Source organism: Enterobacter sp. C4G1 (assembly GCF_052886895.1).
On the sequence record NZ_JBQVVV010000002.1, the window covers coordinates 903,073 to 920,603 of the forward strand.

23 protein-coding genes are annotated in these 17,531 nt (G+C 54.0%); 2 read left to right on the plus strand and 21 right to left on the minus strand.

Annotation, left to right across the window (positions count from 1 at the left end):
* Positions 1-25: 25 nt before the first annotated feature.
* The 21 genes from ACT9TW_RS18290 to ACT9TW_RS18390 form a co-directional block, all read right to left on the minus strand.
* Positions 26-544: a phage major tail tube protein gene (locus ACT9TW_RS18290; protein ID WP_166715563.1), complete on the minus strand. Its 519-nt coding sequence runs from the start codon at positions 542-544 to the stop codon at positions 26-28.
* Positions 545-556: 12 nt separating this feature from the next.
* Positions 557-1,750: a phage tail sheath protein gene (locus ACT9TW_RS18295; RefSeq protein ID WP_446493294.1), complete on the minus strand. Its 1,194-nt coding sequence runs from the start codon at positions 1,748-1,750 to the stop codon at positions 557-559.
* 123 nt (positions 1,751-1,873) lie between these two features.
* Positions 1,874-2,296, minus strand: a complete 423-nt coding sequence (locus ACT9TW_RS18300) for a tail fiber assembly protein (protein ID WP_446493295.1) — start codon at positions 2,294-2,296, stop codon at positions 1,874-1,876.
* Positions 2,297-2,299: 3 nt separating this feature from the next.
* On the minus strand, positions 2,300-4,318 hold the full coding sequence (locus tag ACT9TW_RS18305) for a phage tail-collar fiber domain-containing protein (protein WP_446493296.1): 2,019 nt from the start codon (positions 4,316-4,318) through the stop codon (positions 2,300-2,302).
* Positions 4,319-4,330: 12 nt separating this feature from the next.
* Positions 4,331-4,861: a phage tail protein I gene (locus ACT9TW_RS18310; protein WP_446493297.1), complete on the minus strand. Its 531-nt coding sequence runs from the start codon at positions 4,859-4,861 to the stop codon at positions 4,331-4,333.
* Positions 4,854-5,762 (minus strand): baseplate assembly protein, encoded by a 909-nt coding sequence (locus tag ACT9TW_RS18315; RefSeq protein WP_446493298.1) that lies wholly within the window; start codon positions 5,760-5,762, stop codon positions 4,854-4,856. The genes ACT9TW_RS18310 and ACT9TW_RS18315 overlap by 8 nt, the downstream gene beginning before the upstream one ends.
* Positions 5,763-5,767: 5 nt before the next feature.
* On the minus strand, positions 5,768-6,118 hold the full coding sequence (locus ACT9TW_RS18320) for a GPW/gp25 family protein (RefSeq protein WP_446493299.1): 351 nt from the start codon (positions 6,116-6,118) through the stop codon (positions 5,768-5,770).
* Positions 6,115-6,756 carry a phage baseplate assembly protein V gene (locus ACT9TW_RS18325; protein WP_446493300.1) on the minus strand — a complete coding sequence of 214 codons (642 nt, stop codon included), beginning with the start codon at positions 6,754-6,756 and terminating at the stop codon, positions 6,115-6,117. The genes ACT9TW_RS18320 and ACT9TW_RS18325 overlap by 4 nt, the downstream gene beginning before the upstream one ends.
* Positions 6,757-6,922: 166 nt before the next feature.
* On the minus strand, positions 6,923-7,555 hold the full coding sequence (locus ACT9TW_RS18330) for an HNH endonuclease (protein ID WP_446493301.1): 633 nt from the start codon (positions 7,553-7,555) through the stop codon (positions 6,923-6,925).
* Positions 7,548-8,723 carry an AAA family ATPase gene (locus ACT9TW_RS18335; protein WP_446493302.1) on the minus strand — a complete coding sequence of 392 codons (1,176 nt, stop codon included), beginning with the start codon at positions 8,721-8,723 and terminating at the stop codon, positions 7,548-7,550. Before ACT9TW_RS18335 ends, ACT9TW_RS18330 begins: the two co-directional genes overlap by 8 nt.
* Positions 8,724-8,797: 74 nt before the next feature.
* Entirely contained in the window at positions 8,798-9,244 is a 447-nt protein-coding gene (locus ACT9TW_RS18340; RefSeq protein ID WP_446493303.1) for a phage virion morphogenesis protein, read from the minus strand.
* Positions 9,237-9,704 carry a phage tail protein gene (locus tag ACT9TW_RS18345; protein ID WP_023338712.1) on the minus strand — a complete coding sequence of 156 codons (468 nt, stop codon included), beginning with the start codon at positions 9,702-9,704 and terminating at the stop codon, positions 9,237-9,239. Before ACT9TW_RS18345 ends, ACT9TW_RS18340 begins: the two co-directional genes overlap by 8 nt.
* Positions 9,667-9,912 (minus strand): Rz1-like lysis system protein LysC, encoded by a 246-nt coding sequence (gene lysC, locus ACT9TW_RS18350; RefSeq protein ID WP_072253209.1) that lies wholly within the window; start codon positions 9,910-9,912, stop codon positions 9,667-9,669. Before lysC ends, ACT9TW_RS18345 begins: the two co-directional genes overlap by 38 nt.
* Complete coding sequence (gene lysB, locus ACT9TW_RS18355; RefSeq protein ID WP_446493304.1) at positions 9,800-10,225, minus strand: Rz-like lysis system protein LysB; 426 nt, start codon at positions 10,223-10,225, stop codon at positions 9,800-9,802. Before lysB ends, lysC begins: the two co-directional genes overlap by 113 nt.
* A complete protein-coding gene (locus ACT9TW_RS18360) occupies positions 10,222-10,731 on the minus strand; it encodes a lysozyme (protein WP_446493305.1) in 510 nt (169 codons plus the stop codon). The genes lysB and ACT9TW_RS18360 overlap by 4 nt, the downstream gene beginning before the upstream one ends.
* Positions 10,715-10,936: a hypothetical protein gene (locus ACT9TW_RS18365; RefSeq protein WP_001354073.1), complete on the minus strand. Its 222-nt coding sequence runs from the start codon at positions 10,934-10,936 to the stop codon at positions 10,715-10,717. The genes ACT9TW_RS18360 and ACT9TW_RS18365 overlap by 17 nt, the downstream gene beginning before the upstream one ends.
* The gene (locus ACT9TW_RS18370; RefSeq protein ID WP_288502401.1) at positions 10,927-11,130 is read right to left on the minus strand and encodes a tail protein X; all 204 of its coding nucleotides are present in this window, start codon (positions 11,128-11,130) and stop codon (positions 10,927-10,929) included. Before ACT9TW_RS18370 ends, ACT9TW_RS18365 begins: the two co-directional genes overlap by 10 nt.
* Positions 11,130-11,636 carry a head completion/stabilization protein gene (locus ACT9TW_RS18375; RefSeq protein ID WP_446493306.1) on the minus strand — a complete coding sequence of 169 codons (507 nt, stop codon included), beginning with the start codon at positions 11,634-11,636 and terminating at the stop codon, positions 11,130-11,132. Before ACT9TW_RS18375 ends, ACT9TW_RS18370 begins: the two co-directional genes overlap by 1 nt.
* A 99-nt stretch (positions 11,637-11,735) precedes the next feature.
* Positions 11,736-12,491, minus strand: a complete 756-nt coding sequence (locus ACT9TW_RS18380; RefSeq protein WP_446493307.1) for a phage terminase small subunit — start codon at positions 12,489-12,491, stop codon at positions 11,736-11,738.
* A gap of 3 nt (positions 12,492-12,494) precedes the next feature.
* A complete protein-coding gene (locus tag ACT9TW_RS18385) occupies positions 12,495-13,673 on the minus strand; it encodes a phage major capsid protein, P2 family (RefSeq protein WP_446493308.1) in 1,179 nt (392 codons plus the stop codon).
* Positions 13,674-13,705: 32 nt separating this feature from the next.
* Positions 13,706-14,548, minus strand: coding sequence for a GPO family capsid scaffolding protein (locus tag ACT9TW_RS18390; RefSeq protein WP_446493309.1), 843 nt, complete (start codon positions 14,546-14,548; stop codon positions 13,706-13,708).
* Positions 14,549-14,713: 165 nt separating this feature from the next.
* On the opposite strand from ACT9TW_RS18390, the gene ACT9TW_RS18395 reads away from it, so the two are divergent.
* Positions 14,714-16,483 carry a terminase ATPase subunit family protein gene (locus ACT9TW_RS18395; protein WP_446493310.1) on the plus strand — a complete coding sequence of 590 codons (1,770 nt, stop codon included), beginning with the start codon at positions 14,714-14,716 and terminating at the stop codon, positions 16,481-16,483.
* On the plus strand, positions 16,483-17,520 hold the full coding sequence (locus ACT9TW_RS18400; RefSeq protein WP_446493311.1) for a phage portal protein: 1,038 nt from the start codon (positions 16,483-16,485) through the stop codon (positions 17,518-17,520). The genes ACT9TW_RS18395 and ACT9TW_RS18400 overlap by 1 nt, the downstream gene beginning before the upstream one ends.
* The last annotated feature ends 11 nt before the right edge of the window (positions 17,521-17,531 follow it).

Consider the following 17,531-nt stretch of genomic DNA (forward strand, 5'->3'; position numbering starts at 1 on the left):
CCAGCCTGGCTGACCGGTTAAGGGGTTACAGGCCGATGGCCTTACGGTGTTCTGCCAGACGGTCGACGCCGTCGACTTTCAGCACCATGTTGATGACGTCAATCTCGATGACTTCTTTGCCGTCAATTGTGAGTTGGTAGTAAGCGCACTCGGTCGACATTTTGGTCGAGCCGCTTTCCCCCTGTTTATTTTCGCCGCCGTCGTACTCTTTGTGACGGCCACGCATGACCACCTCAACGGCGGAAATCGCGCCGGTGTCATCGCGCTGATAAGAGCCGGTGAAACGCAGCGGCACACTATCCGCGCCCGGGGATGCATACTGCGCCCACAGCTCGACATCAGGCAGACCGCCGAGCGTCCATTCCAGCGACAGCGCATCGTCATCGAGACCGAGGTCAATGGACACCGAGCCCGGCATCCCGCCGCCCCGGTATTTTTCGAGCTTACGGGTCAGCTTTGGCAGGGTGACGGATTCAACAACGCCCATATAGCTCAGGCCGTCGTTAAACATATTCAGGTATTTCAGTTTGCGTGGTAGTGCCATGCTCCGGGCTCCTTAGCTGTTAACCGACTCTGACAGGTTCGCCAGATAGGTATCAGTGATGCGCTGGCGCAGGGTCAGATTTTCCAGCGGCGGGACGGGGGTGTAGTCGTAATCGATATACAGTTTCCCCACTTTGAGCGTTTCCACGCTGTTTGACTCCGGGTCGTACCAGCACGTGCCGTCAACGATATAGCCGTTGTTTTTCAGCTCGCGGAATTTGGCATTGATACCGGCGACAATGTCGCGGATAAGCGTTGCGGTGACAGGTTTATCCATCGCCCACGCGTGCGCTTCCGCCATCGTGTCGGCCAGCACCTGTGCCGTGCGGGTGTAGTTCTCAAACACGAATAACGGATCGTCTGAGCAGGTGCGGTTGCCCCAGAATTTAAAGCCGTCGTTGCGGATAAGTGTTGTCACACCGGCCTGATTGAGCAGGTTGGCGTCGGTGGCCTGTTCCTGCAAATCCCATGAGACTGAGGCACTGACACCGGTGACGCCATTCACGCCGACGTTGGACAGCGTTTTGTGCCAGCCGATTGTCTGGTCGATTTTGGCGCGCAGGCCGAGCGCGCGGGCGGTTGCCCATGCAATATCGGTTTCATTCGCCGTGGTGTCCCACGCCAGAAAATCAGGGTGAATGACCATCAGCTCGCGCTGACTGAAATTCTCGCGATAGGCCATCGCTTCTGAAATGGTCTTGCAGCCCCACGCGCTGACATAGCCAAATGCGCGCAGGCTCTGGCAGGTCGACGCGAGCGCGGTCGCCACTTCCTGAGAATCCAGCCCCGGCACACCGAGAATGCGCGGCTTAACGCCGGTGACGGTTTTCGCGGTCAGCAGCGCTTTCAGCCCGGTATATTTGCCGTTTTCGTCGGTCGTGCCGATGATGTTGGAAATGGTTTGTTTTTGCGCCGCCTCCGGGTCTTCCGGGTCTTCGACACCTTCGGGAACGCGCACCGCCACAATGACCGGTTTGCACTGGTCAGCGATGGCCTGAAGGGATTTTGCCAGCGTGCCTTTTGTACCAGCTTTCCCGATCGCAGTTTGTACACTGGTAATCAGAACCGGCTCATTAAGCGGGAATGTCTTTTCGTCAGCATCGCTGGCCGTGCAGACCATGCCGATGATGGCCGTCGAGACAGTGGAAATGGTGCGCGTGCCATCGTTAATCTCGATGACCTCGACGCCGTGATGATAGTCGCCCATCCGTTAAACTCCGTGGTGAAGTGGAGCAACTATTTTCTGATGAGTGGCACGCAGGCGCGATGCAATGACGTTGGTGGAGGGATAACACAACAAACAAAAAGCCCTCCGGGTGGAGGGCTCAGGTCAGGCGGGTAATTCAGGCCATTCGACTGATGCCGCAGCGCTGATATCGAGTCGGTTTAACATCACCCGGTAACGCTTCCAGCGCAAAAGCGTTGCCGCTTCCTCGTCGGTGGCGATATCGAGCTCGCTCGCATCTTCCAGCGGCATAATAATCTCGCTTGCCGATGCCATCAGCGTAGCTCTGGTCTCTTCTGCCTGGCTGATTAACTCTTCCCTTGTTGGCGGCGGCTGGTCTGACAGTACCGGCTGGCCGTACTCATTGGCTGACACATTCTTTCCGCCGCCCTGCTTTCTGACCAGATACTCATGCCAGTTCTCTGAAATCTCTACCGCATCAGCAGGCCATGTCCCCGCTTTTTCATACGATTCTTTCCAGAGGTCAGAATAAAACCCATTGGTTGATGCACTAAAATACATAGTCATGTCTTAATGTCCCATTGCTGTCCACATTACCGTCTCAGTACCACCGCCAGCGATACGTAAATTCCATCCCGTTGTATCCACGCTGTATGGCTGCATCGCCGCCCCCTGACCGCTTTCATTATTTCGGGTGGGTACAACCCCATAACACTTATTCGGGAAAGCAAACGGGAAGGTGACCCGGCCACTGTTCCCTACGCTTGCAGTCTGCCCCATCATTTTGATGACACCCGTCGCCGTGCTTTTCCACCACAGGACGTTTCCGCTGACTCCGGCTGTATCCGGGGCGGCATAACTCCCCTTAGGCTGGAATCGCCCGTCACTTTCCGCTTTAGTGTAAGCGCCTGTTTTTGCCATGTACCCGGCATCTGAGAGTGTCTTGGTGTAATAACGAGCATCAAAGTTGGCGTAATCGCTTAGACCCAATCGACTCATAGTCGGGTAGCCGGTTGCGAGATTGATAGCAAAAGGACGAAGGCTGTTATAAGCCCCGTACTGGTCGCCGCTATTAGTCAGCATGAGATATAAATTGCTACCATCCTGACGCCAGAATGTGCCGTAGTTGCCGCCAACCATGCGATAACTGTTAGCAGAGGTCGTCTGAAACTCTGCTGAGCTACGAAGCGTGCCAGTGATATTCAGGCTTCCGGCAAGCTTAATAAAACGCCCGTCAAAATTTGTATAATCGCCGGGGATGATTTGCCCCTTCATTTCAAGCTGGCCGTTGCGGGTATTGATATAACCCGTCACCCCCTGGGCTTCAGTCTGCGTGCAATAAAAGCCGATACCAAACCACGATTTAAGAAGCATGTTATTACTGGTAAATCCGGTAGCATCATCCCCGGAATAAATCCCGGTTGCGGCGCGGACGCTCAAGCCCCCAGTGAACCGGACTTCTTTCCCAAAAGTGCCGCCCTGAGAGGCAGAAACAGCATCTACTTCACTGGCTGTTGGTTTATGCCCTTCGTGGTAAACATAACTTCCGCTATATTTCAGGTCGCCATCATGACCAAGCTGAAGATATTTATTAGTTGTCCCGTTTTGAATATAAACATCCGTATTTCCCACCCCGAAGGAAATAGATCCCAAAGTAGTTTTGACACCAGTAGTCCCCGACAGCCACCCCCCGGCGATTGGAAAACGCGTGTTCGCATTATCATTCGCCGCTTTAACCGCTTTCGGCGTGGCCGCGAGCACCTCAGACGTGCTGTCGGTTGCACTGCTGAGCTGGACAATACCCTTACGCGCAGTGGAAGCGTCCTGAGCCGTATATTTCCCGTCGGCAATGTCACGCACAGCCTTAACCGCTTTCGGCGTCGCTGCGAGCGCCTCAGACGTGCTGTCGGTTGCACTGCTGAGCTGGACGATACCCTTTTGCGCCGTGGTCGCGTCCTGAGCCGTATATTTCCCGTCGGCAATGTCACGCACAGCCTTAACCGCTTTCGGCGTCGCGGCGAGCGCCTCAGACATGCTGTCGGTCGCACTGCTTAACTGAGTGAAACCCTTTGCAGTGAGCGAGGCGTCAGGGTGGCGGCGCGACTGTTCGTGCTCCGCGAGCCTGTCGTCGACATAGTCCTGCGTGGCCATCACCAGTGTGGTATCAATGGCCAGCTCGACCGACTCGATATCACTCACCATGATGACCATTCGCAGGGTTTGCGCGCGCCCTGACCCTTCCGCCAGTTCTGGCTTGTAGCTTTCGGCCATATTGCCGACCGCAATCAGTGTGCCGGTGTCATCATAAAGCCCCATTTCGCGCAGCCAGAAACCGCCGGCTTCCGGGGGAATGACCAGCTCAGCCACGACATAATTTTTATGTTTATTGTCCTGGCTGACTTTGTTCAGGGTGTGACGCCAGACCTCACGCACGAGTTTTGTCTGGCTGGCATCCGGGGTCGGCAGCGTGCCGCTACCGTCACCGACAGCCATCGCTGTAAAATTCACCTTTTTCCCGTTCGGGACGGTTGCTGCGGCCAGTTTTTCCGCACCGGCTTTGGTGATGACCGTTTTATATTTCACTGTCATTTTTATGCTCACTTATCCGGGGTAAACCGTGATGATATCGCCGTCATAGGTCAGGGCTCCGGTGTACAGATAGCCCGGAATATCCTGAATAATGGTGAGGCCGATAAGATGGCGGCTGGCGGGTTTGGCATCCGCAATAAGCCGCTCCATTTCGTAATACATTTCCTCGGTGATACCGGTTTCCAGCACCCCGATATCGAGGCGAAACGTGCCGGGAGGGTCGTTAGCTTCCCACCACTCAGTAACGTTAATCAGGTAACCGAGCGGCTCCACCACACGGCGCACCGCACCAATCGTCCCTTTGTGCTCATGAATAAACCGTGCCGCGCGGATCACTTCCCGTTTGGTGGCTTCCGGCCAGTTCTCATCCCACCGGTCGACAGAAAACGCCCACGCCAGCCACGGCAGCAGATTTGCCGGGCAGTCGTCAGCGCTCCAGAGTCGGCGCAGCGGAATGGGTGTTTTTTCAATGTCAGCGCAGGCACGCGCCGCCGCCACCTCAAGTGGCGACGAGCCCACCGGCAACAGGCGGGTATCATTCATCGTTGCCCCCGATAGTGACGCTGTACTCGCTGCACCATGACGCCTGCGTGTCATCGAGCACGATGTCGGCTACCGGTTCGGCCAGCTCGACACGCTGCACCCCTTCGACATGGAGCGCGGCATAGATGGCTGATTTACGGATATCACGCCCGAGCCGGTGCTGCGCTGTGATGTACGCCTGCAGCTTTGTTTTCGCGGCACTGAGCACCGGCTCACTTTCGGGGCCAGGGTAAAGGTAAAGCGATGCGGTGATTTTATAGTCGACAATACTCGCCGACTGCACGGTCACGCGGTCAGCGACCGGCCTCACGTCCTCATCGTTCAGGGCAGCGCGCACGATGGCGAGCAACTCACCAGAGGCCACGCCGTTACTTTCGCGGGACAACACCGAGACCGTCACACACGCGGGCTCGGGACTGATGACGGAAATATCTGCGACCCGCCCGTCGGCGCTGCGGCCATGAAACTGATAAGCGCCGGTTGAGCCTGCAGTGCTCAGCCCTTCCGGGGCTTGCTGGATGCGCAGACGATAATCAGTGTCCGACTCCATTTCGGCGGGCGTTGGCGGTAACGTGGTGTCATCTGCAGGGGTAATGACAAGGCGCTCGACGCTTGCGTTTGCCCCTAACTGGTCGAGGTCAGCACCGGCGGCATAAGCCAGCATCACTGCACGCGCGGCCTCGTTGACGCGCTGTCGCCAGATAACCTCCCGGTAGGCGTTTTCCTGCAGCAGCTTCACAATCGGCTCAGATTCAAGCGTCAGCGTGCGCGCGACTGCCTCCTGCTGGTCTTCGGGGTAAAGCGAGACGAGCGTCGCCTTTCGTTCGCTCAGGATGGTTTCATAGTCCAGTTCTTCCACGACATCCGGCGCGGCGAGCTGGCTCAGGTCAACAATTGCCATAGCGTTTAACTCAGTGGAATGGTGATGGAAAACGGCTGGCTCGATGTCGAGCGCGTTCCGGTGATATCGACATACAGCCCGCCGTCGGTGTCCGACCGTTCAAAGGTGATGGTTGTCAGGCTGACGCGCGGCTCCCACTTCTGGATCGCGGAATAACACGCGGCCATAATCTGCAGACGCAGTGCCGGAGTCTGCGGCTGGTCAATCATCTGCGACAGGAGCGAGCCGTATTCACGACGCATGACGCGCGAGCCAACCGGCGTGACCAGAATGTCGCGCACGCTTTGCCGGATATGCTCAACCTCAGAGATACTGAGCCCGGTTTGGCTGTTCATTCCCAGATAACGCACCGTCATTGCGTCCCCTTAGTCCAGCTTCCGCCGCTCTGTACGTTGCCGTGCGCGTGGTTATCCACCTGCACGCCGTTTGATTTCAGCGTCCCGCCAGTGTGCTCGATGTTCCCGCTCATCTTCCCGCCTTTCTGCACTTCGAGCGTGCCGGTCGTCAGCTTGTTGGTACAAACCACCTCCGGTGTATCGAGCGTGATGCGGCTCGACGCTTTTACCAGCACCACCGGCACGGTGGCCGTAATGGAATCCGACGCGGTGACGTCTGCGGTTTTGATACCGGACACGGTGAGCGCGCCGTTTTCGGGTTCGTACTGGATAACCGCCCCGTCAGGAAAGGACACGTGAAGCGCATCAGGGGAGGCAGACGGCGCGGGATGGTCGTCAGAGAAAATGCCGGGCAGCACAAACGCCGTATCGAGCTCGCCGCCAACAGCCAGTAAAAGCACCTGCTCACCAACGGAGGGAGCCCACCATACGCGCGAGCGACCGGCGCGACAGGTAAGCCAGTTCAGCCAGGTGGTTTCCATGCCGCCGGTTTGGACACGACACAGCCCCTCGTCGTGGTCGACGTCGGTCACGATGCCGGTGCGGATAAGATTGCGGATCGCGCGAGCGATTTCCTGCAGAGAATTTAGATTATTCATGGGGAAAGGATGCCGCCGGACAGAGCTTGCGGCAAACGAGGTAAATTGGATGAGCAGTAGTACAACAAACGTCTAGAAATAAGCCGTTAACAGATAACGGCTACATTTTGAAAACTTTATAATTGTTTCTTAAGCGAGACTTTCAAGTAAAAAACTGCCCGCTTCTTTAACTTTTACCCAACATAGCATCAACTAATTTTATATACTTATCAGCCACATTAGGGTCTACAGGCTCTTTTCTCACTGTAGCTTCCTGTACTTCGTCAAAAGTATTTACTTGAATATCTGCCAATCGGAAATATTCTTTCGTATATTCACCTTTCTCGCTTCCTTCAACTACATTGTAATAAACCATTTTTTTATTATTACGCTGCACAACGTAATAATGCAAATTACCATCCCACTCATCAAGATTGGGGTGTAAAAACTTATAGCTCTCGGAGAGATAATACCCTCCCCTAGTTTTAAAGGCTTCTATCTCCCCATTAATAAAAGAAACGTCATCCTTTTTGATTCTCATATTGCATCGTTTACAGGATGCTGCCAAATTATTTAATTCAAACATTTCAGAAACCAAGACAGACTTGGGTATTATGTGCTCAATATCCAACGCCATTTTAAATTCATCATCTGTATTCCTTGAACAATAACAACAAACCTCTACCTGGCGCAGCCTTAAATAATCCTTCAACCGTCCCTTGACGTCATCTAAAGATTTATCGCTCCAAAAACCATGCCCCTGAGCAATTGCATTCTTTATTAATTCCTTTTCTTCATTGGTAAATGAGAAATCAGCCATGGTGATTCCTCTTGTTTTTATTTATATCATCCAATATATCCTCAACACCTGAAAGAAACTCAGTCTGAGCATAATCATTCGACATTTCTCCGTACGTCGATAATCGTTTTTTCGCTGCATCTAAAGTTATTTTCCCCAATGTGTAATCGTCTAAAATCCCAACACATCTATTCGATAACGCTCTATTTTTAGGTGTTAACGTATCAAAATAATCAATGTATACTTCTTCTGCATTATCATCGTAAGCTTCGATTTTTTCGAATCCTTTCCCTGTTCGCTTAAAAATAACAGCATTATCTTGTGCTGCAAGAGAGGTAACGATTAAAGGGGAATGAGTAGCTACAACAATCACGCATCGGTTATATCCAATCACTTCCTTTAATAATTCTAAATATTCATTTTGCCATTGTGGATGCAAACTATTTTCAGGTTCATCAATGAATATATACGAATTATTCGTAACACAAAAAGCGACGTGAACCAGAAGAGCTATAAAGGAAAGCTCGCCTGAACTTGCATGACTCAGAGGAAAAGTAACGCCATCCTTACTCAGAAAAACCTCGATAGCAGAGATGATTTTAGCTTTTTTCAACAACCGCTCAAACCTTATCAATTGCAAATAGGAGTTAAAATCGCTCTCATAAAAAATATTGCCTTCACCCTCTAACCACTCCAATACACTTAACCCATCCCCTGTTTTATACACGGCCTTATTTAGCGCGGACATCAGCGCCTCTGGAATATCTTCACCTATGTTATCAAAGAAAGCTTGATAATGATTTCCCATTCTATCAGGCTGAGATCTAAATACATCTTTAAATTTTCTACTAAATTTAACCCTTACGCCTATTCTTTGCTCATAACCTATCCTCCTGAGCACTGTAAAAATACGACCAACTCGATCTGATCTATTTGCGGAAATAGTTCTTTTTATGGCTAAAGCAGGAAAGTAACGTCCTAATTTACCCCCGATATATTCGTACTGATCGCTATTAGGGTGCACGAGAAATTTATCAAACAGTGTATTTGAAACAGCAATAACATTGTAACCTGAATTATGCAAACTCTCCGCGAGATCGTAAAGCAAAATACTTTTACCGCTTCCATTTTTTCCCACAAGAATAAAACAATCTTCCTGAGCATTTACAATGTCGAATATAGTAAGCATACTATGATACCTTTGGTGTATTGTTTTATTAACAATACAATTTGAAAGTACCCTGTTGCAACAAATGATTGCTCCTATCTGATATATTTTGAAATGAGTATGTCAACAAGTTGTGAGTCTTTCTCCGCAAATCCAAGTAATTGACGCTCTGGATAAGTCATATACTGAGCGTTCAGGTTAGGCCGGTCTTTAAGCCCATACTGATGCACTCGCGCGATGCGCTGCACTTTGCCGGTAAATTCCACCACCGCGCTGTTTTCACGGCCAGTGGCTTTCATGTAGCGGCTCGTGCGTAGCTTCTGGAACATCGCCCGTTTAATCCGCCCGGTTTTAGCCCTGAGAGGCTGACGCTTTCGCGCCTGATACGGTGAGCCGTCCGGGGCTTTTTGCTGTTTGATGCGTTGCTGTTGCGACTTGCGCAGTTCCTTTGCAATCTCCCCGGCCAGCTTCCGGCGCGCTGCCGGTGACAGGGCAGCAATCAGACCATTGAGCCTGTCGTCAAAGGGCTTAAATTCACTCATCCCATTTGCTCACCAGTTCGCCATTGATGTATAGCTCTTTTGGCCGGGTGACGGGCTCCGGCAGCGGCGGCTCAGGGGCATAGCTCACGTGCAGCGCGCCGTTTTCCTCTTTGATGAGAGTTCGCTCGGTGAGCTGCAGGCTGATGCTGATATCGACGCTGTCCCCGTCGTTTAAATCCATCTGGAAACGGTAGCCCTTTTTGCGGCCGTCATCGAGCGTGCAGATATCCGGCTGGTTTTCCCTGAGCCATGCGGCCACCGGCACGAAAATCAGGTCAGGGTCGCCCACAAAGTCACACACGATCACATTCAGGGTATAAATTTTCTCATGCGACAACGAGGCCGCGAGACGCGCATCGATATTCCCCTCATCGGCAAAGATGCGCATCATTTCGGGGTTAGTTTCAAGCTGCGGAACGGCTTTAATCAGCGCTTCGCGCAGGCTGCGTGCTTTCTTCATCGAGTTTATCCTGACAGTCTTTGACGGTTTCAACCTGCAGCGCGCAGGCGGCGAGCGCGTGCTCAAGCCTGCGTATATCGGCGCTCAGGTCGCCATTAGTGGCCGGGTCGCTTCCCGGCATCGGGCAATAGCTCACCTTCGGGCAGGCGCTGTAAACAATGACCGGCGGAGGCGCAACCGGCGCGGGTGTGCAGCCGACGCACAACATCAGGCAGCTTATCGCTATACCAGCGGCGTAAGGTTTCATTCTCATTTATCAGCCTCGTAATGGTTTCTTCACGCCGCACGGCCATCGCACCGGCGGCCAGCAGTTCGCCGCGTAAACTGACCTGCGCGGTTTCGTTCGTCCTGGCGATTCGCTGCGAGACGGAAAGCTGATTTTCCAGCATCCCGATCACGTTTTTTTGTTCCGTGGCGACCCTGTTTGCCCGGTCAAAAGAGCGCGTCAGGTTGACGTTTTCATGACGCTGCCAGAGCACAACCGCAATCAGCGCGGCCAGTAAAAACAACATCAGTTTCATTGAATCCCCCTGAGGCAGTAAGCCCGCTCACGCGCGCGGCGGTTCTCCAGCCCCTTGTTAATTTCGCCGTTCACGTAAACCCAGCGGGTGAGCTGGTCGCACGCCTGCGGCCATTGCTGGCGTTTGATAAACGAGACCAGCGTCGACCGGCAGGCCGCGCCGGTTCCCACGTTGAATGAGAAACTGACCAGCGCGTCGTAAACGTGCTGCGGCATTTTCACCGGCGCGCATACGCCCAGACGTTTCTCGACGCTCAGCACATCCGCGACGAGATTCGCCGCCGCCTGACGTTCGGTGATTTCTCCCTTCGGCACGACGCCTGCAGTGTGGCCGATGCCCGACGTCCACACTCCCGCGCTGCACTGGTAAGGCGTCAGGCGACAACCTTCGAGGTCGGCAATCAGCGCCAGCCCCTCCGGCGAGGTGTTAAGCAGACGAAAGTCAGGCATCAGTGCTGCCAGCACCAGCACGGCGGCCACACTGCATTTTTTAACGATTGATTTCACGAATAGCCCCTTTATCGAGTCCGAGCGATGTCAGATAGAGGTACGTCTTGCGCTTAAACCAGTAGTTCGTCAGCGCGGTAAAAATGGCGCATCCGCCGCCCACGTAAAGCGCCATCTTTTCGGGGGACATTGCCCCGACATACGCCAACCCCACGGCCAGCCAGTAGGCGATAAACGTGGTGATTTTTTCCATACTCAGTCCCATAGATTCACCGTTTCGGTTCTGGCCGCGCTCTCGGTCTCGGGCAGCTCTATTGCCGTGCCGTGCGGCAAGATAACGCCGAGCTCAGACAGGCCGGGATTAGCCTCTAAGACGGTTTCGACCATGCCCTCGGTGCGCCCGTAATACCGGGCGCAAATCGCGTCGAGGGTGTCGCCCTGCAGGGCATACGCTTTCATCAGATTTGCCCCACAATGCAGCGCGCTTTGTCCTGGATGCGCGCGACAGACCAGCGCATATCCCGCCACATCTCATCGATAGTGCTGTCGATGCTGTCGGCCTTTTTGTCGCCTTTGGCGGTCGCGTCCACGCCGCGAAAACGCTCATACAGCGTGGCCGTCGTCATCGAGCACACGGCGTTGAAGTAGTGGAAAACGCGCACGCTTTCGCCATCGAGCTCATCGGTCGGGACATCCGCCAGCGTGGCGTAACCGTCATTGAGCTGACGCTCTCGCCATTCGACTAGCTCCGCGTTAGTTTCCGCGATGGCGGTCTTAATCGCCCGGCGCAGGCGCACGGGGGAAACGGTCTGCTCTAAACGCATTTCCTCACGCACGCGCTTTGGATCAACGTCAGGAAAAAACGGGGTGTTTTTGATTACCGGCTCGCTCACGCCCGTTGGCGGTATCACCACGCCCGGCACATCCTGCGGCTCTTTTTTTGGCTCAATAATCAACGTCGTCATGACAACCTCGGGTAATGAGTGGGCGGTGGACGCCGGTCGCAGTCAGGGCAATTGATACCCGCATTGACCGGCGTGCCGCCCGGCTCGGGGAGCGCTCGGTTAACCTGCGACTTTCTTCGGACGTCCTCGCCCTCGACTCGCCGGTGAATTGTTTTTTTTAGCCGGCGCCTTTTTTGCCGCTTTTGGCACGGGATTCCTGACAACAACAGGTTTCGGCGTCAGCTCACGATTGAGGTTCTCAATGTCTTTTCGCACGCCGACGTGCGTATCAAGCTGCAGCGCCCTTTTCAGGTGAGCCAGTGCTTCACTGAGCTGGCCATCATCCCGCAGCGTCAGGCCGGTGACTTTATGCAGACGGGCACGCACCTCATCAGGCATGTCAGCGGAAAGCGTCAGCTCAATGACGGTCAGTAATTCGGTGACGTTGACCGGCTCACCTGCAGCGCGGGCGCGCAGGGCAGCAAGCGCCACCTCTTCGGCCAGCATGTACGGCGCTGAACGGACATGACCCGGCATTGACAGGTTGTAGCGCAGCGCGTAGCGGGCAATTTCAATCGCGCCGGTGATGTCACCCGCATCGAGACGCCACAGCATGACCGTCATCAGGATGTCATCCTGCGCACCGGTGCCGTTTTCCAGCACGCCAGCGACCCACGGCAGATACAGCGGCAGGAGCTCGCGTTTTTTCTCCGCTTTGCGCTCTTTTGAATGGATTGTTTTTAACGTCCGACGGTCTGCGGCCAGCTTGACGAGCATTTGCTCGTAAGCGGAAGCATGACGCAGCGGGGCGTTATCCCGCTGCGATGCTTTCATGGCCGAGACCCTCATCGCGTGACGCTGCGCGGGGCTCGCCATAGGTTAAGCCTCCCCGTCTTCAGCAGCTTCAGGCACTTCAGCCGTTTCAGACTGAGCAACAGGGGCAGCCCCCATCGCCTGTACCGCTTTCACAATGGCCGCGGCGAATGCGTCCGCACTGGCTGGCTCGCTTGTGGCGCCCTCTTCCGGCTCCAGAATCTCGATATTTTCAATCAGACAACCGGCCTCGTAGTCTTCGATAACAAAGTCGACTTTGACCTGCTCGTAGTTTTCAACGCGATCGAGTTTCGGGTTTTCAATGATGTGGCGGCGGTGGCCGTCCTCATACAGATAGATGGAAATGTTATCCAGCGTGGTGATGAAAATACTGTTCGCCGGGAAGAATGGCGCGCGTACCGCCTGGAGCTGACCGATGGTTTTCTGACTGATAATCAGCTCACCGGCGAGCTGTTCCGTATTCGCTTGGAATTTATTAATCATCGGGAAGTATTTGTCGGTCAGGATGCGACGGCCACAGATGACAACCATTTCCGGATTTTCGCGGTGAATTTCTTCGACCAGCGACTCGAATGCATCCATCACCAGAGCGTCAAGGTTTGCGTAGTGACCGCCTTTGCCGATTTTGATGGTGTTTGAAACCACGTTGCCCTCAGCGTCGGTGACGCTGGACATGACGCGCTCAGGCGCATCGTTGCGGTATTTCTGCAGCCAACCCACAGCCACATCCTGAAGCAACGGGTGTTGTTTGCGGTCGGACGTTGCCGCACGGCTCACACCATTAAAGCCGATGGTGATGTAGTCCAGCGCCTGACGCTTGATGATGGCGTTACGGATGCGGATCTGGAAATCCTGATAGCGCGCCCACAGGTCGAGCTTGTTATAGGTGAGGTGATAGTCGAAGTTGACCGGGTTACAGAAATAACGGTATGCATCCAGCTTCGAAAAATCTGCGGTCTGGCGTTCGACGCCGTTCGCGGTGTCAGCATTGCTGGCGATCGTGCCGGTGACATCGATACCGACTTTCTCCTCGGTCAGCTCGCCCACCGTCACCATGTTGATGAGTTTCAGGAATGAGGACGACTGCTGGATTTTATCAAACAGGGTTTGAGTGACGGACGGCTCAACGTTGAATTTCTTGTTCAGGTCAGCCACCTCGACGCCGTTCAGCTCGGCGATACGGCTCATGTACTGATTGAACTTAAAGCGGGTTTCTTTACGCATTGTTTTTCTTTTCCTTCAGGGTATCGGATTTATCAGCAGTCGGTCAGCGTGGTCGTCACGAAATCGCCGCCGGTGCTCAGCTTGCGACGCGGCTGCGTGATGTTTTCGGTTTTATCCAGCGTGGTTTTGATGGTGCTGAGCTGCTGCGTGGTGGTGGTGGTCTGCTCGGACAGCGATTTTTTGACGTCAGCGAGCTCGGACTCAATCTGGCTGAATCGGGTCTCAGCATTTTCGTCGCTGGTCTGTACTCGTTCGGCAATGGTCGTCACAGCTTCACGCACGTCACTGAAGCGAGCGTCGTCACTGGACTGCTTACGGCTGAAAATGCTTTTGACGGTGTCCGTGACTTTGGTCAGCAGCGTTTCCGGCTGGTCTTCAAATTCCAGCTCGGCGAGAGTCGCCACGCTAAACAGGTCATTCGGCTGTTCTTTTTTACCGGCGGCGCAGAATTGCAGGTATTCAGTCCCGAGGCTTGCCGGGTCATCCGTCACGGCCAGACCTATGAGGTGGCACTTGCCTGTATTGGCAAAATTCGGGCGAATTTCCATGGAGGTATACACTTTCTGGCCTTTCGCCAGCATGGCGAGCAGGTTATCCAGCGGTGCGATTTTGCCGTACAGCGCCAGCTTGCCGTTAAGTGCTGAATCATCGTCAATCACTTCGGCTTTCAGCTCGATAACATCGCCATAGCGACAAAACGGCGTATCGGGAACAACGCTGCGGATATGCTCCAGATTGATACGGCAACCGTAGACGCGCGGGTCGAATCCGTCAGCCATATCCTGAATATCTTGCGCGCTGATATCGCGGCCGTCGCAGGTGTCACCCTCTACGCCGATGCGAAACCATTTAGAAACTTTCTTTTTGTTTGCCATTACTCAGGTGTCCTGATGTTGGGTTTTCGGGTCGGGGTTAGTTTCCCGACTCCGTCCCGCATCAGCCACCGGTTACAGAAGTGCAATCCCTGAAACAACAGGGGTTTAGCGAAAAGACCCGGCTATTTCCTTAGCCTTGCCTCGTGACATCAACACGAGGCAAGCATGACCATTTCAACTGACCTTTCACTGTTAAATGACCCGCGACAACAGGCGCGGCTGTTGTACTGGCAGGGATTCGCCGTGCCGCAAATCTGCGAGATGCTGCGGCTCAAGCGCCCGACCGTGCAGAGCTGGAAACAACGCGATGGATGGGAGCAAACTGCGCCGATTAACCGCGTGGAAACGACATTAGAGGCGAGGCTCATCCAGCTTTACGCAAAGCCAGACCTGACGCCGCATGACTTTAAAGTCGCTGATTTTCTGTCGCGTCAGATGGAGCGACTTGCGCGAGTGAACCGCTACGGCCAGACCGGAAACGAGGTGGATTTAAACCCCAACATTGCGAACCGCAACAAAGGGGATCGCAAAAAGCCAAAACGCAATTTTTTCAGCGACGAGGCAATCGAGAAACTCGAAGAGATTTTTCTCGACCAGTCTTTCGACTATCAGCTCGAATGGTGGCGCGCCGGACTGGCTCACCGCATCCGGCACATACTCAAATCCCGACAGATTGGCGCAACGTTTTATTTTGCTCGTGAGGCGCTACTTCAGGCGCTCAAAACCGGCCACAACCAGATTTTCCTGTCAGCCAGTAAAACGCAGGCTTACGTTTTCCGTAAGTACATCATCGCCTTTGCCCGGCAGGTTGACGTCGAACTCACCGGCGATCCGATTGTGCTCGGCAATAACGGCGCTGAAATGATGTTCCTCGGCACCAACGCCAACACGGCGCAGAGTCATAACGGCGATTTGTACGTCGATGAAATTTTCTGGATCCCTAATTTTCAGAAGCTAAAGCGCGTCGCCGGGGGGATGTCATCGCAGGAGCATTTACGCACCACCTACTTTTCGACCCCATCATCGCTGGCACATGGTGCCTATCCGTTCTGGTCGGGTGAGCAGTTCAACCGTGGGCGCTCAGACACCAGCGAGCGCGTCGACATCGATATCAGCCACGCCGCACTTGCGAAAGGTGTTGCCTGCCCGGATGGACAGTGGCGGCAGATTGTCACCATAGAGGACGCGCTCGCGAAAGGGTGCACGCTGTTCAACATCGATACGCTGAAGCGCGAAAACAGCGTCGATGAGTTTCGCAATTTGTTCATGTGCGAATTTGTCGATGACAAAGCGTCGGTTTTCCCGTTCGAAGAATTACAGCGCTGCATGGTCGAAAGCCTCGAAATCTGGGACGACTACGCACCATTTGCCGACCGGCCATTCGGTTATCGCCCGGTATGGGTCGGCTATGACCCGTCATTACGTGGTGATAGTGCTGGATGCGTGGTAATGGCACCGCCGGTCGTCGCCGGGGGTAAATTCCGCATCCTTGAGCGTCACCAGTGGAAAGGCATGGACTTTGCCCAGCAGGCCGAATCCATTCGCGAGCTCACGCAAAAATATAACGTTGAGTACATCGGTATCGATGCGACCGGTCTCGGTCAGGGTGTATTCCAGCTTGTACGCTCGTTCTACCCGGCAGCGCGTGAAATTCGTTATACCCCGGAAATGAAAACCGCAATGGTGCTCAAAGCGAAAGACACCATCGGGCGCGGGTGCCTGGAGTACGACGTCAGCGCGACCGACCTCACGCAGTCGTTTATGTCTATTCGCAAAACCATGACCAGCAGTGGGCGCAGTGCGACATATGAAGCAAGCCGCACAGAGGAAGCCAGCCACGCTGACCTCGCATGGGCAACCATGCACGTATTGATTAACGAGCCGCTTACCGCCGCCAGCGGGCAGGCATCGTCGTCCATCATGGAGTGGAACTAATGAGCAAGCGCAACAGCAAGAAAAAAAACCAGTACACGATGAAGCCACGCCAGCAAGCCGCCGCGCCCACGCAGAGCATGGAGGCGTTCACCTTTGGTGAGCCGACGGCAGTGCTTGACCGGCGCGACATTCTCGACTACGTGGAATGCGTCGACAATGGCCAATGGTACGAACCGCCGGTAAGCTTCTCGGGGCTCGCGAAAAGTATGCGGGCAGCGGTACACCACAGCTCACCGATTTACGTGAAGCGTAATATTCTAGTGTCCACCTACATTCCTCATCCATTACTATCACAGCAGGATTTCAGCCGGTTTGTGCTCGACTTCCTGGTCTTCGGGAATGCGTTTATCGAGAAGCGTGTCAGCCTGTCGGGTAAACCGCTAAAACTTGAGACGTCACCGGCAAAATACACACGGCGCGGGGTGGAGGATGGCACTTACTGGTACATGCAATCCGATTTGCAGCCGCACCAGTTTGCGCCCGGTTCCGTGTTTCATCTGCTCGAGCCCGACATCAACCAGGAAGTTTACGGCCTACCGGAGTACTTGAGCGCACTTAATTCCGCCTGGCTGAATGAGTCCGCTACGCTGTTCCGTCGAAAGTATTACCAGAACGGGGCGCACGCCGGGTACATCATGTATGTGACCGACGCCGCACAAAGCAGTACCGACGTAGAGGCGCTCCGCAAGGCAATGCGTGACTCAAAGGGGCTTGGAAACTTTAAGAACCTGTTTTTCTATGCACCGAATGGAAAAGCCGACGGCATTAAAATTGTTCCGCTGAGTGAGGTCGCTACGAAGGATGATTTTTTTAATATTAAGAAAGTGAGTGCTGAAGATTTGATGAGTGCACACCGCGTGCCTCCTCAGATGATGGGGATGATGCCTAACAATACCGGCGGCTTTGGTGATGTGGTCAAGGCTGCTGAAGTATTTGTGAGAAATGAGTTGATACCAATGCAAGAGAGAATCAAGGAATGCAATGAATGGCTAGGCGATAATGTTATAAAATTCAATGAGTATTGCTTTAGTAAATAGCGCCCTAACGG